The 25,609-nt window shown below is 31.8% G+C and carries 33 protein-coding genes; 1 reads left to right on the top strand and 32 read right to left on the bottom strand.

All coding sequences use genetic code 11. From position 1 onward, the window contains the following. Positions 1-59: 59 nt before the first annotated feature. The 22 genes from AC57AW_RS22745 to AC57AW_RS22640 form a co-directional block, all read right to left on the bottom strand. The gene (locus AC57AW_RS22745; RefSeq protein WP_496353699.1) at positions 60-809 is read right to left on the bottom strand and encodes a phosphodiester glycosidase family protein; all 750 of its coding nucleotides are present in this window, start codon (positions 807-809) and stop codon (positions 60-62) included. A 44-nt stretch (positions 810-853) separates the two neighbouring features. Continuing rightward, positions 854-1,510, bottom strand: a complete 657-nt coding sequence (locus AC57AW_RS22740; RefSeq protein WP_496353698.1) for a hypothetical protein — start codon at positions 1,508-1,510, stop codon at positions 854-856. Further along, the gene (locus AC57AW_RS22735; RefSeq protein ID WP_496353697.1) at positions 1,507-1,887 is read right to left on the bottom strand and encodes a hypothetical protein; all 381 of its coding nucleotides are present in this window, start codon (positions 1,885-1,887) and stop codon (positions 1,507-1,509) included. Before AC57AW_RS22735 ends, AC57AW_RS22740 begins: the two co-directional genes overlap by 4 nt. 96 nt (positions 1,888-1,983) lie before the next feature. Then, entirely contained in the window at positions 1,984-2,736 is a 753-nt protein-coding gene (locus tag AC57AW_RS22730) for a hypothetical protein (RefSeq protein ID WP_496353696.1), read from the bottom strand. Positions 2,737-2,808: 72 nt separating this feature from the next. Next, entirely contained in the window at positions 2,809-3,384 is a 576-nt protein-coding gene (locus AC57AW_RS22725) for a hypothetical protein (protein ID WP_496353695.1), read from the bottom strand. A 35-nt stretch (positions 3,385-3,419) separates the two neighbouring features. Then, positions 3,420-4,079 (bottom strand): DUF2461 domain-containing protein, encoded by a 660-nt coding sequence (locus tag AC57AW_RS22720; RefSeq protein WP_496353694.1) that lies wholly within the window; start codon positions 4,077-4,079, stop codon positions 3,420-3,422. Between the two features lie 7 nt (positions 4,080-4,086). Then, on the bottom strand, positions 4,087-4,632 hold the full coding sequence (locus AC57AW_RS22715) for a hypothetical protein (protein ID WP_496353693.1): 546 nt from the start codon (positions 4,630-4,632) through the stop codon (positions 4,087-4,089). 169 nt (positions 4,633-4,801) lie between these two features. Next, complete coding sequence (locus AC57AW_RS22710) at positions 4,802-6,016, bottom strand: hypothetical protein (RefSeq protein WP_496353692.1); 1,215 nt, start codon at positions 6,014-6,016, stop codon at positions 4,802-4,804. Positions 6,017-6,103: 87 nt separating this feature from the next. Next, positions 6,104-6,700, bottom strand: coding sequence for an SMI1/KNR4 family protein (locus tag AC57AW_RS22705; protein WP_496353691.1), 597 nt, complete (start codon positions 6,698-6,700; stop codon positions 6,104-6,106). A 48-nt stretch (positions 6,701-6,748) separates the two neighbouring features. Continuing rightward, positions 6,749-7,405: a hypothetical protein gene (locus AC57AW_RS22700; protein ID WP_496353690.1), complete on the bottom strand. Its 657-nt coding sequence runs from the start codon at positions 7,403-7,405 to the stop codon at positions 6,749-6,751. Between the two features lie 162 nt (positions 7,406-7,567). Further along, complete coding sequence (locus AC57AW_RS22695; protein ID WP_496353689.1) at positions 7,568-8,488, bottom strand: serine hydrolase domain-containing protein; 921 nt, start codon at positions 8,486-8,488, stop codon at positions 7,568-7,570. Positions 8,489-8,635: 147 nt separating this feature from the next. Further along, entirely contained in the window at positions 8,636-9,046 is a 411-nt protein-coding gene (locus tag AC57AW_RS22690; RefSeq protein ID WP_496353688.1) for an SMI1/KNR4 family protein, read from the bottom strand. A 60-nt stretch (positions 9,047-9,106) separates the two neighbouring features. Then, the gene (locus AC57AW_RS22685) at positions 9,107-9,634 is read right to left on the bottom strand and encodes a hypothetical protein (RefSeq protein ID WP_496353687.1); all 528 of its coding nucleotides are present in this window, start codon (positions 9,632-9,634) and stop codon (positions 9,107-9,109) included. A gap of 2 nt (positions 9,635-9,636) precedes the next feature. Next, positions 9,637-10,080 (bottom strand): hypothetical protein, encoded by a 444-nt coding sequence (locus tag AC57AW_RS22680; protein WP_496353686.1) that lies wholly within the window; start codon positions 10,078-10,080, stop codon positions 9,637-9,639. A 68-nt stretch (positions 10,081-10,148) separates the two neighbouring features. Next, positions 10,149-10,802, bottom strand: a complete 654-nt coding sequence (locus AC57AW_RS22675) for a DUF4919 domain-containing protein (protein WP_496353685.1) — start codon at positions 10,800-10,802, stop codon at positions 10,149-10,151. Positions 10,803-10,871: 69 nt separating this feature from the next. Next, positions 10,872-11,357: an ecotin family protein gene (locus AC57AW_RS22670; protein WP_496353684.1), complete on the bottom strand. Its 486-nt coding sequence runs from the start codon at positions 11,355-11,357 to the stop codon at positions 10,872-10,874. A 91-nt stretch (positions 11,358-11,448) separates the two neighbouring features. Further along, a complete protein-coding gene (locus AC57AW_RS22665) occupies positions 11,449-12,624 on the bottom strand; it encodes a Kelch repeat-containing protein (RefSeq protein ID WP_496353683.1) in 1,176 nt (391 codons plus the stop codon). A 413-nt stretch (positions 12,625-13,037) separates the two neighbouring features. Beyond that, the gene (locus AC57AW_RS22660) at positions 13,038-13,610 is read right to left on the bottom strand and encodes a hypothetical protein (RefSeq protein WP_496353682.1); all 573 of its coding nucleotides are present in this window, start codon (positions 13,608-13,610) and stop codon (positions 13,038-13,040) included. A gap of 41 nt (positions 13,611-13,651) precedes the next feature. Next, positions 13,652-14,194, bottom strand: a complete 543-nt coding sequence (locus AC57AW_RS22655) for a hypothetical protein (RefSeq protein ID WP_496353681.1) — start codon at positions 14,192-14,194, stop codon at positions 13,652-13,654. A gap of 125 nt (positions 14,195-14,319) precedes the next feature. After that, on the bottom strand, positions 14,320-14,949 hold the full coding sequence (locus AC57AW_RS22650) for a hypothetical protein (protein WP_496353680.1): 630 nt from the start codon (positions 14,947-14,949) through the stop codon (positions 14,320-14,322). A gap of 279 nt (positions 14,950-15,228) precedes the next feature. Then, complete coding sequence (locus AC57AW_RS22645) at positions 15,229-15,870, bottom strand: hypothetical protein (RefSeq protein ID WP_496353679.1); 642 nt, start codon at positions 15,868-15,870, stop codon at positions 15,229-15,231. A gap of 120 nt (positions 15,871-15,990) precedes the next feature. Further along, entirely contained in the window at positions 15,991-16,515 is a 525-nt protein-coding gene (locus AC57AW_RS22640; protein WP_496353678.1) for a hypothetical protein, read from the bottom strand. A gap of 689 nt (positions 16,516-17,204) precedes the next feature. Between AC57AW_RS22640 and AC57AW_RS22635 the strand changes: the two genes are divergently transcribed. Next, entirely contained in the window at positions 17,205-17,438 is a 234-nt protein-coding gene (locus AC57AW_RS22635; protein WP_496353677.1) for a helix-turn-helix domain-containing protein, read from the top strand. A 171-nt stretch (positions 17,439-17,609) separates the two neighbouring features. On the opposite strand, the gene AC57AW_RS22630 is transcribed toward AC57AW_RS22635, so the two are convergent. From AC57AW_RS22630 to AC57AW_RS22585, 10 genes are all read right to left on the bottom strand, one after another. After that, positions 17,610-18,050: a hypothetical protein gene (locus tag AC57AW_RS22630; RefSeq protein ID WP_496353676.1), complete on the bottom strand. Its 441-nt coding sequence runs from the start codon at positions 18,048-18,050 to the stop codon at positions 17,610-17,612. 9 nt (positions 18,051-18,059) lie between these two features. Beyond that, positions 18,060-18,422, bottom strand: a complete 363-nt coding sequence (locus tag AC57AW_RS22625) for a hypothetical protein (protein ID WP_496353675.1) — start codon at positions 18,420-18,422, stop codon at positions 18,060-18,062. Beyond that, on the bottom strand, positions 18,422-18,958 hold the full coding sequence (locus AC57AW_RS22620; RefSeq protein WP_496353674.1) for a hypothetical protein: 537 nt from the start codon (positions 18,956-18,958) through the stop codon (positions 18,422-18,424). The genes AC57AW_RS22625 and AC57AW_RS22620 overlap by 1 nt, the downstream gene beginning before the upstream one ends. 187 nt (positions 18,959-19,145) lie before the next feature. Then, positions 19,146-20,021, bottom strand: a complete 876-nt coding sequence (locus AC57AW_RS22615) for a phosphotransferase (RefSeq protein ID WP_496353673.1) — start codon at positions 20,019-20,021, stop codon at positions 19,146-19,148. A gap of 235 nt (positions 20,022-20,256) precedes the next feature. Continuing rightward, on the bottom strand, positions 20,257-20,535 hold the full coding sequence (locus AC57AW_RS22610; protein WP_496353672.1) for a putative quinol monooxygenase: 279 nt from the start codon (positions 20,533-20,535) through the stop codon (positions 20,257-20,259). 194 nt (positions 20,536-20,729) lie between these two features. Then, complete coding sequence (locus AC57AW_RS22605) at positions 20,730-22,511, bottom strand: AAA family ATPase (RefSeq protein WP_496353671.1); 1,782 nt, start codon at positions 22,509-22,511, stop codon at positions 20,730-20,732. 250 nt (positions 22,512-22,761) lie between these two features. After that, on the bottom strand, positions 22,762-22,926 hold the full coding sequence (locus tag AC57AW_RS22600; protein WP_496353903.1) for a hypothetical protein: 165 nt from the start codon (positions 22,924-22,926) through the stop codon (positions 22,762-22,764). 102 nt (positions 22,927-23,028) lie between these two features. Further along, positions 23,029-23,268: a hypothetical protein gene (locus AC57AW_RS22595; protein WP_496353670.1), complete on the bottom strand. Its 240-nt coding sequence runs from the start codon at positions 23,266-23,268 to the stop codon at positions 23,029-23,031. 241 nt (positions 23,269-23,509) lie between these two features. Continuing rightward, positions 23,510-25,135, bottom strand: a complete 1,626-nt coding sequence (gene groL, locus AC57AW_RS22590; RefSeq protein ID WP_496353669.1) for a chaperonin GroEL — start codon at positions 25,133-25,135, stop codon at positions 23,510-23,512. A gap of 104 nt (positions 25,136-25,239) precedes the next feature. Then, positions 25,240-25,518: a co-chaperone GroES gene (locus AC57AW_RS22585; RefSeq protein WP_034696138.1), complete on the bottom strand. Its 279-nt coding sequence runs from the start codon at positions 25,516-25,518 to the stop codon at positions 25,240-25,242. Positions 25,519-25,609: the final 91 nt, after the last annotated feature.

Below are 25,609 nucleotides of genomic sequence, written 5' to 3'. Positions count from 1 at the left end.
ATGACAGGAAAGATAGGCATATTTACTTTTTTAATGACGAAGTTATGACAACTTTATTTTTACTTTGCAGATGTTGTTACCCCTATCATCACTCCAAAATTTCCGTCTTTTTGAATCCAGTTTTTTTCAGGAAGATAAGTTCTGGAAACATATCCGTCAAGATAAAGAGCCTCTTTGCATCCTGAATTTTTGAAAAACTCTGCCAGGGTATAAAAATTGACTTCTTTTTTAGACATTACAAAAATAAGGTCTCCGTTTTCCAGAATTCCCACCCCGTTTCTGATGTTCAGATTTTTAGAATTTTCCTCAAAGATCGGGTTGATTTTTCCATTTGTTATCAGCATTGGCCCGGATTGGGTGGCATACCGGATCACTTTATTGTATCTGAATTTTTTAGTTTCTACAATTCCTGCCCGGTTATTTTGTGTTAAATAAAAGACTCCATTAGGCTGAAGATAAAAATTTCCGTTGCCCTGCAATGTGTCTGTGAATTTCAGGATTTTAAAATCTTCAATATAAAGACCTTTCGGAGCGTTGTCCGGTTCAAACATGCCGCCGTTCATGGCGAATATTAACTTTGCATTTTTAAATTGAACATTCTGATTGAGGCGATCAAGACTTTTCAGGAGTTCACCATTATCGTTTTTCCAATACATCTGTATGTTTTGTTTCTCAGGGTTCACCTGGTAAGTGATAAAACGGTTATCATCCTTTGCTTTTTCCTTACAGCACAAACTACTGAAAAGCAGAAAGAAAAGAAATAAATAATAGGGTTTTATTTTGAGAAAGGGAATAGTACTTTTGAGCATGGTGTGATTTTCAGAACAAATATATTGTTTTCTCCTCACTCATTTCAATGCCGGGATTTCCTGCGCAGCAGGATTAAAGCTATAAGAAACATGATGATCACAAAAACGGAAATATAAATGATCATTTTATATCTGTTATTTTGTTGAGTAAGGGTTGATATTTCTCTTTTCTGTTCATTCATTTTTCTGTCAGATTGATTAAAATCTTCAACAATCAACTCTGTAAGTTCAGCATGATTGGATAAATCCGAACTCTCAGATAATTTTTTATATCTGTTACTTAAGGATTCAAGCTCTTTTAATTCTGCAGGTGAAAGCTCATCCAATTTTTTCTGTATAAAGCACTGATCTGAGTAGAGCAGTCCGGTATCTTGTTCAGCAAATGCAAAAATTAAATATTTCCCCTTTTGTGTAAAAAGAATATCACAAGAATGTAATGGAGATCCGAAAAGGGTTGCATTGTGTTGATAAAATTCGTTGAAGTCATTTGATTTGTAAAGCTTGTTTATTTTAACCTTGCTAAGAATATTTTGTGCAGTTTTGAATCCTGAAGGAATCACTGTTACATCATATATTTCCCCAATGAAAACAAAATCTGCATTTTCGAACGAAGATTTTAAAGTTGGTTTGCCATTACATTTGCAGGCTGAAATATTGACTGAAAATAATAGTAGAAAAGGAAAAAAGAGTCTGAACCTCATTGGGGTGATTTTTTTCTTGATTGAAAGAATTTTATAGATACAAAAATAAATCCCCAAACCATAAATGCAGTGAAAATAATAAAAAGATCAACATTGGTAAAGGATAGCCAATCCATTCCAAAGAGTGCGCCTGATATAAAATAAATAATATGATATATAAGCATGGAGATTACTGTGTTTAGTTGCTTTTTAATACTAATAATTAATATTAAAGCTGTCGAAACAGCCAAAGAAATACCAGAAACAGCCATAATAGCAATAGGCAGCATTGCAACATTTCCACTGGGCAATTTCAATAGTTTGATATACTCAGCAGTTATTATAGTATTTAAAATCCCGATTAATAATAGGATTCCAATGGTTTGTAGAGTCTTCATTTTTTTGAATTCATATTATAAAAATAGCTAACTATAATGCGTTTAATTAATTATTATCCAGTTTTTTATAGATTGAACTGAATATTAGGTTTGAAATTAATCATTAAAATATTTATCATTAATACTGCCTTCAAATTCATTTGACACAACATTTCCCAGTCTATATCTGAATTTTGTTTTAAAATTTCCACTTAATTGAGGTTCAAATACAGTCGCAATTTCTTTTGGTTTTAAAACGAAAAACTTAATACCTGTTCCACAAGTATATCTTCTGTAACCATATATTTTTTTCCATTGATGATCTTTATCTAAACCTTCCAATTCCAAAGCGACATTGTTACCAAAACCAATTACCCGTTCTTTTTTTTCTGCATTATAGATGGTAACAGGAAATCCATCATAATACGTTATAATGAATGGAATCTCTTTTGTTAGCTTTAAACCAGCAGCCAAACTATCCATTTTGATATCATAGTCTAGATTTGATATTTTTGTGGTATCAATATGGGTTTTAATTAATGGTGTTTTTTGAGATGTATCTACAAAAATTCTGAGATTTTTATACTGACGTTTATTAAATTCTTGATTAAGAGCAATGAAATCCTTATTCCGGTAATTTTTTTCTAAAAATTTACTATGCCATTCATTACCAGTATAGGTGAGCGTAATATTCTTTTCAGGTTGACCGATGTACTGTATTTGCTTATATCTAAAAAGATTGATGTCTTCCGTTTTTTCTACAGGAATGTTATTTAAATCTTTATCATAAATATATTTAGGATAGATCATTTCCTGTGACCATAACAGACAGGAGAAAAATACAAGAGAGGCTATTAGATATTTTTTCATCAGTTAATAGTTTTTGTAAAATCCTTCTTACAACGGAACGGCTTTGAATAAATTGTCAATATAAATCTGTTTTTAAAGCTTCAACTTAATTTTTTGTGCTTCAGTTTTATTAGGTTTATCTATTTTGTTGGGTAGGGTCCAGGCTATATAAAGTTCTTTATTTTCAAGATGTATGCTGTCGATACAATAATGAGGAAGCAGGCTTGAGCAATTTTCCCAGTTTTCTCCGAGGAACTGTTTTTCTTTTCCAGCAATGTTTTCAGCAACTAATTTATAAGGGAGAGAATCTGTTTCATAGATAACAATACCATTTACTTTGTCATATGCTAATGTATTTTCATAAAATTTGACTTCATTATTGTTAAAGGGTAAAATTAAATCTGTCCAGGTATCACTTCCATTAGAATGCCTGAGACACATATATTGATCATTACTCCATTGTAAAGACGTTTTATGATCCAGATAATTATTACTGATCGATTCTGAAGAATTGAATGTACTCTTACCATTAGTCCAACGTAAAAAAGAGGTTGAATCTGTTGCTTTAACGATTTCAAATGTATGTTTCGGGTTGATGGTGTCATTCTTATTTGATGAATGGCAAGCTGATATCAATAGACCAAAAGATAATAGAAGGAACGGTTTCATATGGTGTTTAGCTTTGCAAAGTATTATATTGAATTTTAAAACACAGGTTCCCCGTTCAAATCTGTAGTCAGTATTTCACTCATATAATCAAAAAAAGGACGCATTGCTAATAAGGTGAGAAGTGTTTCTTTTTGAAAATTATCAGCTAAAACTTCCTTGTCTGTGAATTTCCGCATCACCAGGAATTGTTTTTTTCTGATTAAATCTATGGCCGGATGGTTTTTATCAAAACCACGCGGAGCTGTTTTTACGGAATCGCCTTCCAGCTCTCCGAAATATTTTACGAAAGTTTCGTCAGAAATAATCTTTTCGATTTCTGTGCTGCTAATTTCAAATTCTTTACGGATGCGGAGCAGATCCTTTGCTTCCGGACCCCAGAATCCACCTCCTACAAAGCTGTTGCCAGGTTCCAGCTGAATATAATATCCGCCTCTCAGCATTGGCTTTGAACGGGAATATCCAACTCCAAAATTGGTTTTATAGGGTGTCTTGTCTTTTGAAAAACGAACGTCTTTGTAAATCCTGAAAATATAAATTCCTTTCAGGTTGTCATATTCTTGAAGTTCGGTATAGATCTGATTAAAAAAAACTTTGTTTTCTTTTATAATGGCTTCGTATTCGGACTTGTGTTTAGCAAACCATTCCCGGTTATTGTTTTTTTCTAGTTGTTTAAGGAATTCAAATGCTTTTTTCATATTCAGATCAGGATTTTTCTTCGTTGATATATTCTTTATAGTCTTCTTCTAATTTGTCAATCTCTTTAATTAAGAAGTCATATATATTTCCTTCAAATACTTCGTAATCTTCCTCGTCATATTTGTCGTACTCAATTTTTATGATCCCGTTATCGGTATACGCTCTGTACAGATTTCCACTTCGTTTGAAAAATAACTGTCCCAAAGGTTTTTCCCGATATTCAAGAGCTTCATCATGCTTTTCTTCAAAACCCATCCATGAAGGCATCTCTGCATCCTGAGAAAGACCGTATACAAAAAAGCCATATCCAAATTTCCACGCGGGAATAACATCAAACTCCTGTGGCCGTGCCCATATCTCTTCTTTAACCTCAAAAATCAACGAACCAAATGTGGTCAGAAAGTCTTTAATATCTTCACTGAATATAAAACCTGTGCTTTCCTCATACTGTGTAATCTGTTCTTCGGTTGCCGGATTTGCCAGAGAGCCCATCACGAAAAAGTCATCATTTAACTTCTTTTTTCTGTCCCAGAATTCTTCTTTTGTTGCCATATTTTGTTTGGTTTTATGCCGTCATCATTGATCAGACCGTTATTGAAACAAATATAGGGGAAAGTTGGAGGGATAAAAAATTGAGGGAGGAAAATGATATGGTCTGGGAAATGAAACTATTTTCATTAGCACCTTCTTTGTGATGTCTTCCTATTTTGGATTAGTTTTTTTATGAAGTGAGATATTCTTGTGCCCATTGCAGTTCAATGTATTTTGTACAATCGTTTTTCATTTCATCATATCCATCGAGTAAAATTGCTGAACCTCCATTTTTTACGACTTCTTTTACAATTTTATAATTTTCTTGGGCTCCATCCGGGCCTAGTCCAACTAAGTCAAAAATAATATTATTTGTATTTGAAAGAGTAGTATACAATGATAATAGCTTTCTCAGGCTGCCTATAAGCGTATTGACTTTTATTTTTTTAGTGATCCATTCTGTCTCATAAATCTTTTCGGAATAGGGGCTAGTGGGATTTGCATTCTTCTTTAAATATTTTCCCACAGTCATAGGATAAAAAATATCTCTAAACTTCGATTCTCCGAAATGTTCAACAAAAGTCATTTTTTTATGGATGATAACATTTTCATGGGGTGTACTACCACAAAATAGATCTTTAAGAAACATTTCCGTTTCATAAAAATGTGCTCCGCTGAAAAGATTGACAACAATAATTTCCCCTGCATTGAGTGTAAATGGAGGAACGTAAAATTTATCTGTTTTGATTCCTTTGTTTTCGATGAATATTGAGGTGTCTTTTATCCAGCCAAGTTTGTCAAATAATAGTTCTTCATATTCTTTGTTCCCATTAATAGCTTTAACAAGATTTTTAGCGTTGTCCGGGATATTATTGATGTGATTTAGTTTGTTTCCATATCGTAACTTATAATGATAAAGCTCAACTAAATTGGATGTGTTATTGGCTCTTTCTAAAATAGTATGATACAATTGTTCTGCTTCGCCATTTTCTTGTAGTTTTATCCAATATGTCAACATAGAAATCCCTATACGCTCGATGACATATCCTTTGTTGAATTGATCAACAAGGTAATTGGCAACAGTTTTAGTTCCAAATGCATTCAAACAAGGTATCAGAAATATTCTGTTGAAACTGGGATCTTTATAATGTATTGCTGTTATTAATAGAGACTCAAATAGCTCTCTGCTGAAACTGTCATATAAATAAAGTAAGTCAGCAACAAAATATTTGTTAGACATTTCAGAATCACTTTGGAGAAGATTTAGTAATTCAGTTGTTTGTTGATCCGATAAATTTTGATTATTTGCTTTGAATTCATTCAAGGCTTCATTCTCTTGCTCATAATCAGGATTAAAGTATTTACCAATGATTTTATATTTTTCGAGGGCAGCTTTAATTTCCATAGTTTATTTCTGGCTAAAGAGCTTAATGTATTAGTTCGAATAGGCAAATTTATTTAATTAATATAGCTAACTAAACTCACTTGTTAGCTACCCTATTTTTTTGTTCCAAAATGAGCTTGTATCAATTTTCTTTTTTTCAACATGGCGAAGTGAAAAAATATCACTTGCAATTCCTTTTGATAAATTACCGCTCCAAAATATAATGTCATCACCAAACATTGAAAGAACAGTTTCTTCATGATCCAGTATTAAAAACCGATGTCCTAGATAGGGGATAATTGGAGGTGTATTTTGGTTCTTAATAATATTTTCCGTCACGCGGTTGGCTTCCATAGTCAGTTTAATTCTTGCTTTTATGACGGGAATGTCATCAGGGTATGAATAAAATGTAGGACCAAAATCAATTTCTCCTTCACCACCATTATTATCTATTCCTGGTTTGTCAAGGCCATTCATCGTTCTGTAATAGTTTTTTAATGACTCAGGAAATCTGATGTTCAGTTGTTTCTGGAAATCTTCTAATTCATATTCTGACAATCCTTTTTTCCATGTACTTCCTTCTTGAATCTGGAATCCCCAGCATTCCATCAGATCTACTTTCTGCCAATATTTTTCGCTTTTCTTTTTTATCCATTGAAAGCTTGAAATTGAATTGTCCAGTTTTTTAAATTGTCTTTTTTTCATCATGTTTCTTTTGGTATGAGCATAAGTTTAGAAATTGAGTGACGTGGGTTATTTATTCTCTATTAATTTTCGTTTCAATTCTTCAGAGATCAAATTGTTTTCAATCAGATAATCACTCATTATTTTCAGAAAATACTGGCATTTTTTTAAATAATCTTTGTCTGGTAAAACATTATCTGCATCTTTTAAATAAGTGTTTGCTCTGTTAACAAATACTCCGGCACCTTCAAATTCTTTGCTTATGAACAGTGTTCCAATCAGCGATAGGTAAGAAACAAATTTATATTCACTGTAGTTTCTTCGTAAATATTGAGGGGGCATCTTTTTGATCATCTCTTGAAAATAAGATATTATTCCGATGTCTTTCAGATATTTCTCTTTTTCTATCACAAACCAGTCGTCCACTATTTCGCCATCAAAATCCATTTCAAGATCATAATACCCGATGGGTTCCAGGTTTTTAAGATAGATTTCATTTTCCACACAAAGACTTATTCTTGCTCTGATAGTAGGCCCGCTGTATAGTTGTTCAATCAGATATCGGTATCCCTCAAATTGAAAAGTAATTTCATGGCGGGCAAAGCCTCCTATAAGTTCTTCAGGATTTTCTGAGAGTATTTTGTGAAGGGTGTCAAATGCTTTGTTCTTGAGATCAAATGTCTCAACTCTTTCAGTGAGGAATGTTTGAAGTTTCTGAGCGTTCATGTCATGATTATTAGTCCCCAAATCTACATATAAATACCAGAATAATGACGCAGATAATATTGAGTTAAAAAATAAACCCATTCTTTAAAAGCAGAAAGGTTTTAGTTATGATGGTATTTATTCATAGATATTCAAAACAGACATTTGCCGGTAGGGAAAGTTTTATTTTTCGTTTTTCAAAATCGCTTTAATAGCATCTGAAATTTCAAATAACTTTCCTTTGTAATGGTTGCCTAATAAAATGATCGTGAATTTTTCATTCATATCTGAAACTAAAATAGCTTCATAGCTTCCGGCTCTTCCATCATGCAAATGCTCAACCAATTTTTTGTTTATAAATTTTGCCTGCCCTAAAGCAGATTGGGTTTCAGGCAGATTAAACTGCTGCCCAAGCTCAAACAAAGAATTTGTGTTTATTATTTTACTGGAATGAAGACAGTCTGCCCATTTCAATAAATCCTTAGTAGTTAAATACGTTCCTCCTGTTATAGGTAAATCTTCTTTGTCCGCAACCAGATCATTATTAAATCCTTTGGCTATATTAATTTCATTTTCAAAAGGAGTCATCACAGAAGAATTCATTTTACAAGGCTTAAAAATGAATTTTTCTACATAGGTTTTAAAATTCATTCCTGTCACACGCTCAACGATAAACTGGCGTAAAAACAGGTTGTTGTTATTATAATCATAATGAGTGGCAGGTTTGAAATCTAATGAATCAACATGTTGTAAGCCCTCAAAAAGATCTTTGTCATTTTTAATTTTTTTCCAGGCTACATTGGGAATGCCACTCGTGTATTGCAACAAATCTTTTAGGGTAACTTCACTGGCCCATTTGGGTAATTCCGGAATGTATTGAGAAACATGATCATCCAGTTTCAGTTTCCCCTGTTCTTGTAATTGTAACAAGGCAACACCGCTGAATTCCTTAGTGATAGAGCCAATGTTAAACCTGTAATCACTAGTAAGTTTTTTTGTTTTTGTCACATCAGTAAAACCAAACGAAGCATTATAAATGATCTTATTGTTTTTTGCAACTAAAACATTTCCATTAAAGGCTCCAATCTGGTTTGACCATTTCATTAGAGAATCAATTTTATTAATCTCTTTTGTTTGAGCAAATGTATGAGTGGCTAAAAGTAGGAATGTCGAAAAAAGTAAGATGAACTGTTTATGGTATTGCATATTTAGGTTTTTGTTATTAGGTTTAGTGTATCAGCAAAGTTAGCATCAATATAAAATATCTGCATCCGAATTAATAAGAAGAATCACTTCAGAAAAAGTGTCTGCAATTAATTCATGTGTTTCAGTAGAATTTTTAAACACTCCATTTTTTCCTTTCACAAAGCCGATATGATGCGCATTGATCAGATAGTCTGCAAACACAATGAAGCTTTTGTCATTTTCGTTATGATATTCCTCCAGGATTTTTGCTAACGGCCAGATAGAAAACATATTCTTTGTCCAGTCCCAATCTGCAAATCCATCCAGTTTTAAATACAATTCTTTAAAATCATCAGGAAACTGAAAGTCAATAAATTCTTGGACAGCAGTAATAGATTCTGGTGTTGCGGGTGGGCTAAGCTTAATATTTTCATTGGCCCATTTCTCTTTAATTTTATCGACCCGGAGGTGTATCATACTAATGAAGTTTATAAATTTCTTTCCACTTGGGATTGCCTTACGAAAGCTTAATTAATTTTATTGTTTTGAACTCTCTTGATTGATTGCAGGAGGTAATTTTGGATAATTTTTTTTGCTTTTAAATTCAAAACTCTTTTGAGTTTCTTTTAATTTTAAAGACTTTTTTGTTTCATAAATCCAATGAGCAAAATTGCTTAATGATTTTGGAGCATTATAACTGTGAACTTTTATAGTTTTCCTGATTTTATCTTTTCTAATATAGAAACTGTAAAATTCTCCATCTTGATACTTTTCAAAGTATAAGGTGTCTAAACTTTTGAAATCTATATTCGACATAAAACTATCCAGTTTCGATCTCTGTTTTTCATTCAGGGTTGAAAGATAGCTGGTTTTGTTTCTTGGTAATTGTTTGTTCTCTGCAGCCCAATTTTCATACAAAAAAATTGAATCATTTTTACTACTGAATTTTATTGAGAAATCTGTCTCAAAAGTATTGCTATAGGAAAAATCAAAGTCATCGAATTCTTGCTTTTTGCATCCCAAAAACAAAAATAGGATTGATAGAAACAGTGCTTTATTTTTCATGATTATTTCCTTATTCTTAGCCTGAGTCTGTTAAAAGCTTTCTTTGTGAAATAGAACTCTATTGCGAATAACGAGTAAAAAAATAGTACTGAAAGTATAACAAGTACTAGATCTCCCTGGAAATCAGGCTCAATATTTTTTTTTATGATAGAGAATAAAAATAATAACAGAAGAATTGAGAACCAAATATATCCAAAAAAGCTTAATCTCAATCTGGGATTCTGAAGATCATTCTTTTTAAAAATAATGATTAAGATGGGAAGAATTGTTAAGAAAGGTGTTTTTATTCTTGTCACTTCAATTCTGTTTTTAAACTCCCTGCCATAGAATAATTTTCCATCACTCGCCAATGAAGCAGTGTTAGCTAAATCTAATATCATAGAGCTTCTCTTTGAGTTTTGTCTGACTGCCTCCTCAATTTTAGTACTGCTAAAATCTAAATTCATTTTAATCATGATGTTTTTTGTATACGGTTGTTAGTTATTGGTTTTTAGCTATTAGCACAAATATTTTTTTAAAAAAAATATCCGCCCACTAATTTTACAAATACCTCCCTGTCTCCGATTTTATATATCGTCAATATACTTCCGTCTGAAAGTTGCTTCATTTTTTGACTGAACTCTGCTCTCGGTCCCGATATAGCCAATTTATCAAGCTGCTGTAAGACTTCTCCAGGTGTTAAAACACAAATTGCTGTTTCTTCACTTTTCCCGTCTCCACTTTTTTCTATCGTTTGAATGATCAGATCCTTTTGTTGAGAACATAATTCTCTTTTTTGATTTTCATCAAGCGCACGATAAATATTCATCATATCGTCCAGTAAGTCTTTATTGAGAGGATTGATTGCATATTTTGATTCGGCTTCAGCAAGCATTTTTTCTGCTTTACTTTTTGACAGCCTTTTTTGAACAGGTTTCCAGAATGTGCCAGATTCACTATTATAATTCCCGATGGTGTAATCAATTTTCACAAATTTGCTTCCATAATACAACTGATTTAATTGCTCCTGTGTCAATTCGGAAGGGTGTACTTTGAATGTATCTAACAGTTTATAAAAATTTTCCTGTGGATTTTCGGTGACATTCTTTTTAATCAGATCCGTATTTATTTGTGCATAAAATACCTGAAAAATTAAAACTAAAAGGCCTGAAATAATATTTTTTTTCATTGTTTTTATTTGAATTCTAAAATTGTTTGTATAACCTTATATTGTATCAATACAGTATGTGTAATGTTTTTAACGTTCTATGTTTTTGAACTCCGAATTTACTTTCCACAATCTATATTCTACAGTCCATTTTTCAGGGATATAGAAAGGAATCGCATAATAGCCGGTATATTCTCTGAAAATATTCTGAGAGCTTAAAACTTTCTTTTTTACTTTTTTGGTTTTATCACAATCAGATTTGTTATTATTTAATGAAATAATATCTACTGGTAGCTCTTTGGGCAATACATAATAAGGAAATCTATATGGCGGAATGGCATGTTTTTCTTCTAAGTTTTTCATATTAAAACCAAAATCTGTAGTTTCTGAGCATTCGGAAACTTCTATTTCCATTCCAAATTTTATTTCAATTTTATAGTCTTTATAGTTCTCAATTTTTGGGAGTTTAAGATCAACTCTTTTCATTCCTTTTTCAGGCTTCGGATAATCGGGTTTTTCTTGTGAATAAATATTGAACGAATATAAAATACAAAAGAATAAAATTATATTTTTCATAGTAAGGAGACTGTTTTTATTATTGAATAGCATCTCTTAAGTTATACAAGTATTATTTGAAACAGAGTTTTAAAAAAGAATGGGCTTATGGTTATCTTACAATTCTAACCTGTTGCAAAACCCCTTTCTCATTTTTATACATGAAAATATAAGTCCCGCGCGGTACTTTAGATAAATCTATCGTTTTATTATAATAGGCAAAACCTTTGCTGATTTGCTTCCCATCTGTGGAGTAAACGGTGTATTCAAACTGATTGCTGTTATTTTTATTGCCGATAAGAAAGCCGTCTCTATTTGCATTGGTATATACCCTTGTTTTAGTTTCATGATCTTCATTGGCTACGGTTGAAGAAAGTACGCTCTCATTAATATCGGCTACCTGGGTGCTTTTAATGGCTGATTTGGTTACAGACGTTGTACTTCCACCAATGATGTATAAATTATTGTTATATACTTCTGCTGCTGCGTGTCTTCTTGGGATCATATTGGATGATAACTGATGGAACTTATTGGTTGTCGTATCAAAATAGGCCAGAAAAGTTTGATTATTATAACCACCTGCAATAAAAATCTTATTATCGGATACCGCTAATGAATGTCCGGATATCCCAGCAGGCATCGTATATTGATCGGTCCAAAGATTAGTGTTTAGGTCGTAAACATTGATCAGACGGGATGAGGTACCATTGAAACCACCAATGACATAGAGCTTATCATTCACAATTTTGCCCCTTGTTTCTCTGGCTGTGGGCATATTGGGTAATGGATGCCACGTATCTGAAGCAATATCATAATATTGGAATCTATTAGAAAATACAGTGGTTGCAGCACCATTTAGTCCGCTGCCACCGAATACATATATTTTCCCGTTATGGATGGCAGAGCCAGCATTTCCTGTATAGGAACGATTAACTGCTCCCTTTGTTATTTTATTGGTAGCAAGATCTAAAATTTCAAGATGACTGTTTCCCCAACCGTTAAAAATATAAATTTTATTATCGTAAGTCTCTGAGTTAGCAAATTTTTTGGAAAGCAGAGAAGAATTGAAAACACTCCATTTGTTATCGGTAATATTATATTTTTCAATATAATTGGCATTACCGCTGTTTTCCTGATATCCATTGCTCACATATATATTATCCTCCACAATGACACTGTTTATGGCACCTCTGCCTATAGACATATTGGCGAGAGTTTTAAATTGAAGCGTTTGTGCATGGGTAAGCAATGAACCTAACAATGAAAGGAATAATAATTTTGTTTTCAATGGTATTCGTTTTAGTGTTTGTTTTATTTGGTTTTCTTTCAATGATTCAGTTTTATTTTCAGTACCGAACTTTAATTGAATATCGTGGTTTAAAGATAGGAAAAAGTTGAAAAGGATTTTATGAAATTGCTTTTAGTCACATGAACATAAAGTTCTTTTTGCTGTCAACAAGACGGTTTTATTCATATTCTGTATTTCATCATCAAGTATAGCTACCTCCTTACCTAAGGGGATAGAGGGGGTTGCATAAGGGGGTATAGCCACTTACCCAAGTGGTTAAAGGGACTTATGGAAGTGGCTGAAGGTAGTATAGAAGAGGGTGGAGGTATTTTATTGTCCGAAATCTTATGATTTTGGATATTTTATTAGTAAGTCTGCAAATTTTGTAGATCAGAATTACCCTTCATTTTATTTTATTTTATTTTTTCAGGATGTTTTTTATACCATTTGTATAAAGCTAAGTTTAATAATATGGGCATAATTATTCTATCTGTTATCAGGAAAAAAAATAATCTAATGATATTGAATCCTGAAAGTATATCTGCTAATACTAAATAGGGGTATTTAATAAAAGTATTAAAGGGCTCGTAGCTTGGGGCAGAGTTATCTATACCATCAAGGAGATTTTTTAATCGATCTACACTATTATGAGTGACAATTTTGTCTTTTTCGTCAATATAATAATATTGAATGTACCCCGTGAAGAAACTAAGATTATAAGCAATAAAAAAGATAGCTAATGATGTTACTATCATTTTGGAAAGATTTAATTCCTTACTTTTTAAAATTGTTTTTTTTAATACAAAGTATATTACTAAAATATTAGAGAACATTAATGTATACCAATAAATAGAAAATAATAAAGTATTCCCTGTTGAAAAACTTCCTAAATTGAAATAGCTGTAATAAAAAGAAAGGGCTCGATGGATAAGAAATAAAATGATGGAAAAGATGATTATATTTTTAATGTAGATTTTATTTTTCATTTGAATGTTGTGCTCCAGAGCTGGGGTTATTAGTTTTGTTTTTATTTCAAATAAGTTTGTTCAAGAAGTTCCACTGATTCCGTTTCAGTTAATGGATTCTTCTTATCTGTATTATTGGTTAAATTAAATGAGATCAGATTGTTGTTTCTAACGGCATAGAGTAAATAGGAAGTCTTGTCCTTACTAACATCCTGAGATTTATCTTTTAGGATAATTTTCCAGATAATATAATTTTTTTCTTCGTTTCGTTTTACTTCGGAAACTTCAGCTTTCACTCCGGTTGCAGAGGCCCAGTAATCATATTCCCATTTGTAAAATGCATTCAGCAATTCTTTTTCCGTTAAACCTTCTTTATAAAATTCAAATTTTTCAGGTTTTCTTACTGAAATCAGCAAACTTATCTTTTCGTCTTTATTGCTTAAGTGAAATTGTCCGGATTGTTTCAGTTGATTTTTATATTCCCATTTTCCGGGAACCTCAAATAATTCTCCATTGATTTGAAAAGGAGTCTTCTTTTGGGCAAAAGAAGAACTTGAAACCAGAAAAAGAATGAAGATTGAAAAAAGTTTAATGTTTAATTTCATTTGGGTATAAGTTTCTTGAAGTATTGGTTATTAGTTTTGTTTTTTATAATGGCGCAAAGTCTAGAGACTTTGTGGAGCGTGGGTTCGCCCCACTATTGCAAAACCGATGTTATCAGAAACTTTTCTTATTGTTCATATTCTTTTAAAATTCTAATAACAGTTTCTTTGTTAAATGTTGATGTATTTTCAATTTTTGAAGATAATTCAGGTTTTGAAGAGGTAATTTCTTTCAGTTTATTTTTCATACTATTGAATGTACCAACATTTACTTCTTGATTTTTTTCATTTATGAAATGGTCTGTTATCTGAACGCTTCCATCGTATGCGTGATTGTAATATTCTCTAAACCATTTAATTTTTCCATCATAAAAATTCTCCTGCAAAGATTTATATTCAGAACCTCTATTCACAAATCTTCTTTCGTTTCCATTATAATCTTTAATAGTCATTTCTTTTAGGAGTTGGAAATAGATGTATTCTTTTTTTCCTGTCTTATCATAAATTTGAAAAAATTTGTTTATTGAAGTTTCATTTAGAAATCCATAAATTATATTTTTTTGACCTCTAATTTTTCCATCAATCGTTTTATCGTTAATGAAAGTGATTTTCGCATCCATCACATTTTTTTCTTGGATATTTGCGTTTTGAGTAGAGTACTCTTCAAGTGGCTTCAATTCACTCATCTGATTCCAAACTTTTACGCAACTTGTAAGTAAAAGTACAGATGATAAAATAATAATTGGTTTTAATTTCATAAGTTTTGGTTGATAAGCGATTTATATGATAAAATTTCTGCTAACGTTTCGGGTATTGCTGTAGTTTCGGGGCAACCGAAGCACAATCCGTGTAAAATTACAAAGATTTCTTTTGCTGTCAAATTATAAATGTTTTTCCCTGCTACCGCACGAATCCTTTCGTGTGGTTACAGGATTATAAATTATATAATTTTAACCGAGCCACACGATACAATCGTGCGGTAGCGGAGCGAGGTTACTGCCTTCTTCAATGGTGCAAACTCATGTTAGCAACAGTTATTATTTTAATTGAATTTCAATCTTTTTATTTTCCATAAATAGCTTTATCCAATTCGGATTTTCATTATTTCTTGGAATGCATTCGATTAAACTTTTATTATTCTTATAATTTTCTATAGCTTTTTTCCCAAACTTGATTTTCATTTCATAAATTTCATTGCCACCATATCCAATCCAGGCTTTTGTTATTATTTGCTTGTTGTTTTCAATATTATGATAAAGTAAAGATTTTGAGTCTTCTGGTAAATGACTTATACCATCACACCAAAAAGACTTAGCATAATATTTTATCTTTTCATTTTCAATGTTTTTAAAATCCAGAGACCATTCTAAATGACTGCAAAATTCTATATTAAACACTGGTTCATTAAGATTATAATTAAAAGCACCACAATTTGGACATTCAATATATTCTCCATCCAATTTTTCAAACTCACATTCTGCACATCTGCCATTTCTATTGTTTAAATGTTGAATAATAATTTTTGCTTCATTTTTGTCTAAATTGAATTCGTCAATTATTTTTTTTTCAGTAAATACTTTTAAATCGTTTTGCATCAAAATATAAAGATCAAGCTTTTGTTCTTCAGAAAAGTTGATAGTAATAACTTCATTTTTACATTTGTTGCAATTAATTTTCATTCTTAATTTTTTTTGTTACAAACATCCAAATTTAGATATTAAATTAACATGAGAGAGTATCTATAGGTTCAAATGTAAATAGAGAGCATTTGAATAAAAATTGTTCTTTTAGAATAGCTTTTATATTTTCCCTTTCCTTTCAAGAAGAAGATACGCTGCATCCAACATTTTGATCAGATGGATGTATGGGTTTATCATATTTCTTTCCGGGAGATTGTTATATACTCCAAGTGAGAAATAGGCCATCCCGGATATAAAATAATCAAACTCCTTTATGCTGTATTCTTTGAATGCTTTTTTGAAAACCAACAGAGGATTTTGGTATTCTTTCTCAGAAAGCAAGCCAAGAACTAAGGGAGAGACTTCTTCCAACGGAGTATTGATGGTCTTTTTCTTTTCCTTCATCGCTATGAAGTAACCTGCACGGATGAATGACCGCATCGCCTGGTAAAAATGAAGAATAACGGATGGATCTTCTTGTATCCGGCTATTTCGTTTGAGGGCATAATTCATAATGTTGTTTAGCTGTTCTTTGGATGCTGTAAGATCATTGAACTGAAAATAGGTTTCCATCAGCTGTAAACCGTAATATTTTTTGTGGCCTTTTCCCAGCCGGGACTGAAAGTCTGTTCTGTTGTTTTTCATGAGTTTGTATTTTTTAGTGATTTTTAAATGATTAATTGGTGTACAATTTTTTAAACCATTAAGAATTTTTAAGGGATTAAGAATCATTAAGATCATAGCTGAAGCTATGTATTCAGCGGACTGCTTCATCCATCTTTGATGGATCTTAACTTATCTTATTCTCTTCATCTTCCTTAATGGTTTTAATTTTTTGTTTTATTGTATGACTTTACTGGCCATAAAGGAAGAAGTTCTGAACTTTCTGCCCATACAAGCCTGATGAATAGTGCAGAATTTGTGTTTTTCTAAAAGCCCGAAAGCCGCAATGGATTGTACACACCATTGTATCGTATCATGATACTTTAGTAAAGCAGGCTTAGAAAAAGATGATTGTAGAAAAGCAGAACAGCATGAAAATAAAAACGGCATGAGACTCTACAATATCTGTAATAGGGGTACTGGTATACCGTGCAACAGATAAGAGAGCCCACGCCTAGGTCGTGAGCTTCATACTTATCATCTTGTTGCTTTAAAAATTACCAGTTTTCTATTACAAGATTCTAAGCAATAGCTTCTATAATTTCTTTGAAGTATCGCAAAATTACTCTAATGAGTAATCTTTTCCAAATATAATAAATTTTCATTTTGTTACAAGTACTTGTAACAATATTTGTGAAAAAAATTACGCCCTTTGTATAAAGTGCTACTAAATGGACATTTTACAAGATGAAATACTAAAAAGATTTGGAGAACACATCAAAGATTTAAGACTAAAATCTGGGCTTACCCAAGATGATGTAGTCCTAAATAGTTCCAAAATTACTAAAGGTACAGTAAGCGATATAGAAAATGGAAAAAGAAACTTTGCATTTACTACATTAATTGATTTGGCCAGAGGTCTAAATGTATCACCTAAAGATTTATTGAATTTCAAAATTGATTAGAAATCCTATATTTGTTCTTAACTAGAATATAAACTAAGCTCCGAAGTCTGAAGACTTCGGAGCTTAGTTTTAAATAGATTGGTTTTGTTTTATTGGCTCAAAGTCAGGAGGCTTTGCACAGCGGACACGAGCGAGACGCTCGCACTAGCTGGGGTTGTATTATTAAATGATTTATTTTAATAAGATCTCTCCTTTATTATATAATAAAGTTCTTTCCTTGCACCAATATCCACTATTATCTTCACAATTCTCTGAAATAAGAACAAATTTCTCGTTAACAGGGATTTCAATTATTACTCCTTTCGCATTTACTTTATCTATGCAATAATAAACGTTTTTATCATTGACTAATTTTTGGTCGATGATGTTATACTTGGGTATAACTTTCTCATATCTTTTCTCAAAAGTGAGATAAACAGGATAAGATAATGTAATACTTTCTTCTGGTAAATTAAGAAAAACAAAAGTTTCTCTGGCAATTTCCTTTATATCTGAATTAAATTTTTCATTTTCGCTTTTACGTTCTTGGACAAAGTAATTACTAAATTTTAATCCTTGTGCTGAAAATGGATTAACACTAATTATTAAAAGTAAGAGGAGAATCTTCTTCATTATGTTTATTTATTCAGATAAAAAATCATTAAAAAAATCTGAGACGTTCGATGTTTTAAACTGTACAGTATCATATAAATCCGAAATTGCTATATCTTCAGGAAATTTATATAAAGAATTTCCAGTTTCATCAATAATTTCTAATCTAAAATCTTCAATCCAATCATAATAGTCTTCGTCCATGTAATGTTTTACTTTTAATCTAAAAAGTCTAATCTTTTTTTCTAAGACGTCAGTATAGTAGATTGCATCTAAAAGTTCCTCACTTCCTAATAAAGCAGGTTTAGCAAATGTGCCAATTCTCCATTTTATTTTATCTTCTTTGGTATCTTTATTTAATTTGAAAATAAATTGTCTATTTACTTTATCCATTATCTTGATTTTGCTTTATTTTCTTTTAAGTTTTCCATCTGTCTGATAATTTCTTGTATAGCTCCATACACTTCCCATATGTCTTCAATATTTGTAGAATAAAATCTAACAAAAAATTTCTTAAAGTAGCTAGTAGTAATTGTAGTACCAGTACTTTGTTCAAATTTATTCTTCTTTAACCATTTTATAAAAATAATTAACTCATTTATTTGCTTTCTATCATTTTTTGATAATTTTTTTCTTAAATCATATAATTCAACCTTGCATACACCTAATTCATTTTTTATTTCAACTATATTGCTGTTATAGTTATTTAGATAGTTGTTAAAATTTGACGAAGTTTGTATAAGGTTCTTTAAATGTTTAGTAATTCTCTTCTCAAATAGAATATCAGTTTTTAATTTGTTAAGGTCTGATTTAATGAATAAACCAATTATTAGAACACTTACAGAAATACTAAAGCCAACAACTTCAAGTACATTTGCCCATACATCAAGTTCCCAATTTGTAAATAATTCTTTTAATAATATTTCCATGTAGTGTTTAATTGTAGCTAACATACAATACACATAATTGTGCTAATGTTGTTTTAGCTATATATTTGTTAATTATTAAATATAAAACATAAATATACTATTTCCTTACGGAAAACCATAATGCAAACAAAAACCGCCCCACAAAAGCAGAACGGTCAGTATATTAATTTGTCACGGCCGCTAGCCGTTATTCAATTTCAATTTTGTTGTATACTATCCAGCGTTTCAAATTACCAACCATTCTTTTTAAATGATCTTCGTTCAGGAAAATATTTGTCCAATAGTCGAATCTGTCGCATTGTACACTGATGTAATAGGTCATAATGACTAAACAGGCGAAAGGTAAAAACTGTTTTTCTTCGTTGCTGATTTTAGTTACTGTTTCGTAACCTTTCAAAAAGCTTTCTGCTTTTTCTTGATATTCTTCTTCGTTTAAATGAGTGGTAAGTAACTGGAACATAAAATAAGAAATGTCAAAACATAAATACCCGTTGCCACAAAAATCAAAGTCAAAAAATGTTATTTCCTTTTCATCATCAATATGTAAATTATCAAACCAAACGTCAAGATGAACACTCCCATGTCTCATTTTCGATACGTCGGTATTTTGGATTTTCAGCGTTAAAAATGCAGATAGCTTTTCTAAAAATTCAATTTCGCTAATGTTTTTATTAAAGAATTCTTTTATCCTGGAAACTGGCTTTATAAGCATGTTCTCATTATTGTAAGACATTCTGTTGAGTTCAAAACCTTCTGTCGATTGATGAACTTTGGCCAATGCCTGCCCGATGAGAAAACTTGTTTGAGATGAAAACTTTGCGGTCTTTGTTCCTTTGGCATATGAAAACAAAACACCAAATCTTTTTCCTTCCGGAGCTTCAATTTCTTGAATGTATTGGTTTGATTTGTCCTTTATGGGATAAGCAACCTGTCGGTCATTTTCTTTTAAATGAAGTAAAAGCCTTAGCTCTTCTTCAATTTCTGATTTTGTTCGCCATTCACAAGTGTACACTCTAAAAGCATATTTGTTTTCGTTGTCGTGAACAATGTATAGATGGTTCATTGCAAGCCGAAATATGCTGCATTGGGTTCTGTCACTTAGCCTGTATTGTTGTTGAATAAGTTTTCCAAGTGCATTTGGTGAAAGTGTGCTATTTATTGTGGGAAATTTCTCTGGCATCAATTCTTCATTATCTATGGTTGTGGTTAGTTTTATATGAGTATAATACTCACACTTGTTTTTTATATTCCTGCACCTCCTACAATTTCTAGTTCTTGTCCTTTCGTTGGCTGTCCGTCTAATATGGGCATTCTTTTATGATGAGCTCTTTTACTCCTTCTATTTTTAAAGAATTATCATGGTCGTCTTTGCTATCCCAAATTTCTGTAACATAAACAGAATCTGCATTATCCTTGTCATTACTAACTGCATACAGTTTACAACCTGTAGCCGTTGATACAAGTTGAGATGCTTGTATTAAAATATCAGCAAGCTCCTCTTTATGTCCTGATTTTGCTGTTAGCTTTCCATGAAGTAAATATTTGTTTTCTATAATTGTCTTTACAAATATATCCATTTATACGGCAATTTTAAAGGTATCATTAATCAACTGAAAGAAAAAAAACGCTCTATAAAAAGCAGAACGGTTAGTATATTAAATTTATCTCAACGACACGTTTTTACATCATTCCTGACATTCTACCACCCAATGGGATAGCTTTGCATTCCATTGTTAGGGAATTATTTTAGGTGAGAGTGTTTGTTTTATTACTAAAAACTTTTATCAATTATTTGGAGAATCTTTTCAAATAAAGGTCTGAATTCAGAAAAATTTGAGGAATCCATAGTTTTAATTTTTTCTGTGAATTTTCTCTTACTTCCATTAAATAAGTATATTTTTCCTCCTCCAGTCATAATTTCTTCATGGAAAAATTTTTCTCTTATTTCTTTAATATTTAAAAATAATGATTCAATTGTTAGTTTCGACTCACCTTTAAATGTATCAAGATTGTTCTTTATTACTAAATTTTTTATAGGTTCTTCATTTGATGCAGGAAGTAACATTAGGAATCCATTTTTGTTATTTGTTCTTACTAAACATTTTTTGGGGTCATTTTCAATTATATTGTTAAATTTTTTTTCACGATTCCAATTTTGATAACCAGCATGATCAAAATCAAATAAAGCAATTAATTTTTTATTGGGAAATTGAATGAAAATGCCATCTGGTGATTCATCACCCTGATTAAATAAAGCTCCCAAAAAATTAGCTGAAAAAGAATCTTGAATAAAAAATGGCATTTCACGATTGTCATAGATTTTTTTCCATGCAATTTCTAATGTAATTTTGTCTGTAATTCCTTCAGTAAATAAAATATCTTTTTCAATATTTTTTAAAGTATATTCTATTCCAATACTTCCTTCTTCAATACTAATGGTTTCTAATCCACTGCTCAAATTTTGAACAGCATTTTTTTTATCTTCCTTTACAGGATATCCTAATGTTCTATCCATTCTGAAAATAGAATCATTAGGTGCTAGCGCAATTGTAGAGGGAGAATGAGTTGTCAAAATTACTTTTACATTTTGTTCTTTAACAAGAACATCTTGTATTACTGAAAGAAATAATTGTGTCAAAGAGGGATGAAGATGAGCATCAGGTTCATCAAAAAGAATTACATCGGGAAATTTTCCAGAATTGGACGAATGGTAAAGTACAAAAATCAAAGCCATTATTGTTTTTTCTCCCGATGATAAACTTTCAAAGGTAGCATCTGTAATATTAATTTCTTTATCAATCAATTTTATTGGTAAAGGAGACTCTTCATCTACTGCGGGTGTATATTCTGCTTTGTATTTAAATTTTGCTTTATCTAAAATATCATTAAAAACTTTCCAAGGGGGAGATACATTTCTTGTTAAGTTTGGATAATATTTCTGTTTTAAAAAAAATTGATGAAATAATAAATCTAATGAAGCAGAAAAGATTTGTGCTGGGACATCATAAAATATTAAATAATCAATGTATGTTAATTCGTCAATTGATTTAGATGCTTTTGTGCTTATTTCTTTGAGTTGATATAATTGATGTAATTCAATTTGTCTGAGGTCTGATGTTGAAAATCTCGAAGGATTATTAGATAAGTTTTTAACAAATTCTACTATTGATGTGTTTAATTCATTTAACTCATCTTGCTCATGTTGAAACTTTTTATTTTTTATTAAATGGTAACATTTAACAATAGGGGTTAGTTGCAACCATTTCTCTTTAATTTGTTGAATTAGAGGGTGTTCATATCCATTAGTTATTTCATAGTTTTTTAATCCTGGGAAAGAATAGACAATTTCATTCAATGGATTGCCGTTATTATCATAAATTGGTTTCTCAAAAGGCGCTTCTAATCGAAACAATCCCGTGGTTTGATAATATAAATATTGTAATAACTGTGTCTTTCCAGAACCGTTTTCACCTGTTAAAACAGTGAAATCTGGAACTTCTAAATTATATTTATTTTGTAAGATTTTATTGTTGTTTAAAATATTGAGAATCATATTGCTTGTATTGGTTTACATATGTTTTTTAGCTTCTTTAACAGTGTCTAAATTACATATTATATAAATGTTATTGTATATAGTATTTATATTTCTATAAATGTTTATTTAATGTACTTATCTTTAGACTTTAACAGATTTCTAATTTAGTGTATTAGTGCAGATATTTTCTTATGGAAACCCATAAATACAAAAAACGCCCCACAAAAGCAGAACGTTTTATATATTAAATTGTCTTAGCAACACGTTGTTATGTCATTCCCCGCATTCCACCACCCATTGGCATAGCTGGTTCAGCGCTCTTCATTTCAGTGATTACACATTCTGTTGTAAGAAGCATTCCAGATACAGATGCTGCGTTTTCAAGGGCAACTTTTGTTAATTTGGTTGGGTCAATGATTCCTGCTTCAAGCATTTGAACATACTCGTCAGTTCTCGCATTGTATTCGAAGTATTTAAATTTTGCATTACTTATTTTATTTGCTCAAAGCCGGGAGATTTTGCGCAGTGGGTTATATTATACATTACCAAGCCAAGGTGGATTTGAACCTGCTATTGCTTTATACTCTTCTACAGTAATATCTCTATGACTTAATATTACAATTGCAATTTTTGAATCAGGATATTTTTCTTTTGCCATTCTCATCGCCTTATCTTTGACAATATTTGGACTATATCCAGCTCCCATAATTGTCATAATTTCTGATTTCTCCCCATCAATTAATACATTTACTTCATCTATAAAGTGATTTTTCATTTTTTATTTTTTAATTATGTTTGTAAAGCTTTGTTTTTTGTGGGATTACAGCTAACAACCAAATTTACGTATTGCGCCAATATTACAATATATACAATTGCGCTAATGTTGATTTTGCTATCTATTAGTCATTAAATATAAAACATAAATATACTGTTTCCTTACGGAAAACCATAAAAATAAAAAACCGCCCTACAAAAGCAGAACGGTTAGTATATTAAATTGTCTCAGCGACACGCTATTACATCATTCCTGGCATTCCACCACCCATTGGCATAGCTGGTTCAGCGCTCTTCACTTCAGTGATTACACATTCTGTTGTAAGAAGCATTCCAGATACAGAAGCTGCATTTTCAAGGGCAACTCTTGTTACTTTAGTTGGGTCAATGATTCCTGCTTCAAGCATGTGAACATACTCGTCAGTTTTAGCATTGTATCCGAAGTCTCCTGTTCCTTCTGCTACTTTAGCAACGATTACAGAACCTTCACCACCTGCGTTAGCAACGATTTGTCTTAATGGCTCTTCAATCGCTCTTTTCACGATTTTGATACCCGTGTTTTCGTCAGCGTTAATACCTGAAAGGCTGTCTAAAGCTTTGATTGCTCTTACTAGGGCAACACCTCCACCTGCAACAATACCTTCTTCCACAGCTGCTCTTGTAGCGTGAAGTGCATCATCTACTCTGTCTTTTTTCTCTTTCATTTCTACTTCAGAAGCAGCACCTACGTAAAGTACAGCAACACCACCAGCTAATTTAGCTAATCTTTCCTGAAGTTTTTCTTTGTCATAATCAGAAGTAGAAGTTTCCATCTGAGCTTTGATCTGAGCTACTCTTCCTTTGATTTTCGCTTCGTCACCACCACCGTTTACAACTGTTGTGTTGTCTTTGTCAATCGTTACTTTCTCAGCAGTTCCAAGCATATCCAAAGAGATGTTTTCCATAGTGAAACCTTGCTCTTCAGAGATCACCTGTCCACCTGTAAGGATAGCGATATCTTCTAACATTGCTTTTCTTCTGTCTCCGAATCCTGGAGCTTTCACAGCAGCAATTTTAAGAGAACCTCTTAGTTTGTTTACGACCAAAGTAGCTAAAGCTTCACCTTCAACTTCTTCAGAGATAATCAATAGAGACTTACCACCTTGTGCAATTGGCTCAAGAACTGGAAGTAATTCTTTCATTGAAGAGATTTTCTTCTCTACTAAAAGGATATATGGGTTTTCTAGTTCAGCTAGCATTTTCTCAGGGTTAGTCACGAAGTAAGGTGACTGGTATCCTCTGTCGAACTGCATACCTTCTACAACATCTACTGTTGTATCAATACCTTTAGCTTCTTCTACAGTGATTACTCCTTCTTTTCCAACTTTTCCGAAAGCTTCAGCAATTAAAGTACCGATAGTTTCGTCATTGTTAGCAGAAACAGAAGCAACCTGCTTTACCATTTCTGTAGAATCTCCAACGGTCTGAGACTGAGTTTTAAGGTTTTCAACAACAGCAGTTACAGCTTTGTCGATCCCTCTTTTAAGATCCATTGGGTTAGCACCAGCAGCTACATTCTTAAGACCTTCTCTTACGATAGCCTGTGCCAATACAGTAGCGGTAGTAGTACCGTCTCCTGCGATATCATTAGTTTTGGACGCAACTTCTTTTACCATCTGCGCTCCCATATTTTCTACTCTGTCTTCAAGTTCGATTTCTTTTGCAACAGAAACACCGTCCTTAGTAACGTGAGGTGCACCGAAAGATTTTTCGATTACTACGTTTCTTCCTTTAGGACCTAAAGTTACTTTTACTGCATTAGCCAATGCATCAACTCCTCTCTTTAGAGCGTCTCTTGATTCAATATCGAATTTTATTTCTTTTGCCATTTTTGATTAGATATTAGATGTTAGATGCCAGATATTAGACAACTAACGATAGTTTTTTAATTTGATTTTTTTAATCTGAAATCTGATGTCTGTGATCTGAGATCTTACCCAATAATTCCTAATAAATCAGCTTCTCTTACGATTAAATAGTCTTTTCCTTCAAGCTTCAATTCTGCACCTGAATATTTTCCATAAAGAACTTTGTCACCTACCTGAACAGTTGTAGGCTCATCTTTTTTACCAGGACCTACTGCCACTACAGTACCTTCTTGCGGCTTTTCCTTTGCAGTATCCGGGATGATAATACCTGAAGCTGTTTTAGTTTCTGCAGCGATAGGTTCTACTAGAACTCTGTCTGCTAATGGTTTAAAGTTTACTGACATAATATGTTTATTTATTAATTATTTCTGCGTAATAATTCTCTAAATGTATGCCATGAGATCCTGATGGATGAAATGGCAGACTTTTGTTTCC

The sequence above is a fragment of the Chryseobacterium sp. BGA-UO-ETr-SB22 genome (assembly GCF_059567885.1).
This window is presented reverse-complemented; position numbering and strand designations above follow the sequence as displayed.

Coding starts and splice junctions, on each gene's coding strand:
- AC57AW_RS22745 (WP_496353699.1), bottom strand. CDS start 809: ATGCTCAAAAGTACTATTCCCTTTCTCAAAATAAAACCCTATTATTTA.
- AC57AW_RS22740 (WP_496353698.1), bottom strand. CDS start 1,510: ATGAGGTTCAGACTCTTTTTTCCTTTTCTACTATTATTTTCAGTCAAT.
- AC57AW_RS22735 (WP_496353697.1), bottom strand. CDS start 1,887: ATGAAGACTCTACAAACCATTGGAATCCTATTATTAATCGGGATTTTA.
- AC57AW_RS22730 (WP_496353696.1), bottom strand. CDS start 2,736: ATGAAAAAATATCTAATAGCCTCTCTTGTATTTTTCTCCTGTCTGTTA.
- AC57AW_RS22725 (WP_496353695.1), bottom strand. CDS start 3,384: ATGAAACCGTTCCTTCTATTATCTTTTGGTCTATTGATATCAGCTTGC.
- AC57AW_RS22720 (WP_496353694.1), bottom strand. CDS start 4,079: ATGAAAAAAGCATTTGAATTCCTTAAACAACTAGAAAAAAACAATAAC.
- AC57AW_RS22715 (WP_496353693.1), bottom strand. CDS start 4,632: ATGGCAACAAAAGAAGAATTCTGGGACAGAAAAAAGAAGTTAAATGAT.
- AC57AW_RS22710 (WP_496353692.1), bottom strand. CDS start 6,016: ATGGAAATTAAAGCTGCCCTCGAAAAATATAAAATCATTGGTAAATAC.
- AC57AW_RS22705 (WP_496353691.1), bottom strand. CDS start 6,700: ATGAAAAAAAGACAATTTAAAAAACTGGACAATTCAATTTCAAGCTTT.
- AC57AW_RS22700 (WP_496353690.1), bottom strand. CDS start 7,405: ATGAACGCTCAGAAACTTCAAACATTCCTCACTGAAAGAGTTGAGACA.
- AC57AW_RS22695 (WP_496353689.1), bottom strand. CDS start 8,488: ATGAAATGGTCAAACCAGATTGGAGCCTTTAATGGAAATGTTTTAGTT.
- AC57AW_RS22690 (WP_496353688.1), bottom strand. CDS start 9,046: ATGATACACCTCCGGGTCGATAAAATTAAAGAGAAATGGGCCAATGAA.
- AC57AW_RS22685 (WP_496353687.1), bottom strand. CDS start 9,634: ATGAAAAATAAAGCACTGTTTCTATCAATCCTATTTTTGTTTTTGGGA.
- AC57AW_RS22680 (WP_496353686.1), bottom strand. CDS start 10,080: ATGAATTTAGATTTTAGCAGTACTAAAATTGAGGAGGCAGTCAGACAA.
- AC57AW_RS22675 (WP_496353685.1), bottom strand. CDS start 10,802: ATGAAAAAAAATATTATTTCAGGCCTTTTAGTTTTAATTTTTCAGGTA.
- AC57AW_RS22670 (WP_496353684.1), bottom strand. CDS start 11,357: ATGAAAAATATAATTTTATTCTTTTGTATTTTATATTCGTTCAATATT.
- AC57AW_RS22660 (WP_496353682.1), bottom strand. CDS start 13,610: ATGAAAAATAAAATCTACATTAAAAATATAATCATCTTTTCCATCATT.
- AC57AW_RS22655 (WP_496353681.1), bottom strand. CDS start 14,194: ATGAAATTAAACATTAAACTTTTTTCAATCTTCATTCTTTTTCTGGTT.
- AC57AW_RS22650 (WP_496353680.1), bottom strand. CDS start 14,949: ATGAAATTAAAACCAATTATTATTTTATCATCTGTACTTTTACTTACA.
- AC57AW_RS22645 (WP_496353679.1), bottom strand. CDS start 15,870: ATGAAAATTAATTGCAACAAATGTAAAAATGAAGTTATTACTATCAAC.
- AC57AW_RS22640 (WP_496353678.1), bottom strand. CDS start 16,515: ATGAAAAACAACAGAACAGACTTTCAGTCCCGGCTGGGAAAAGGCCAC.
- AC57AW_RS22635 (WP_496353677.1), top strand. CDS start 17,205: ATGGACATTTTACAAGATGAAATACTAAAAAGATTTGGAGAACACATC.
- AC57AW_RS22630 (WP_496353676.1), bottom strand. CDS start 18,050: ATGAAGAAGATTCTCCTCTTACTTTTAATAATTAGTGTTAATCCATTT.
- AC57AW_RS22625 (WP_496353675.1), bottom strand. CDS start 18,422: ATGGATAAAGTAAATAGACAATTTATTTTCAAATTAAATAAAGATACC.
- AC57AW_RS22620 (WP_496353674.1), bottom strand. CDS start 18,958: ATGGAAATATTATTAAAAGAATTATTTACAAATTGGGAACTTGATGTA.
- AC57AW_RS22615 (WP_496353673.1), bottom strand. CDS start 20,021: ATGAACCATCTATACATTGTTCACGACAACGAAAACAAATATGCTTTT.
- AC57AW_RS22610 (WP_496353672.1), bottom strand. CDS start 20,535: ATGGATATATTTGTAAAGACAATTATAGAAAACAAATATTTACTTCAT.
- AC57AW_RS22605 (WP_496353671.1), bottom strand. CDS start 22,511: ATGATTCTCAATATTTTAAACAACAATAAAATCTTACAAAATAAATAT.
- AC57AW_RS22600 (WP_496353903.1), bottom strand. CDS start 22,926: ATGCTTGAAGCAGGAATCATTGACCCAACCAAATTAACAAAAGTTGCC.
- AC57AW_RS22595 (WP_496353670.1), bottom strand. CDS start 23,268: ATGAAAAATCACTTTATAGATGAAGTAAATGTATTAATTGATGGGGAG.
- groL (WP_496353669.1), bottom strand. CDS start 25,135: ATGGCAAAAGAAATAAAATTCGATATTGAATCAAGAGACGCTCTAAAG.
- AC57AW_RS22585 (WP_034696138.1), bottom strand. CDS start 25,518: ATGTCAGTAAACTTTAAACCATTAGCAGACAGAGTTCTAGTAGAACCT.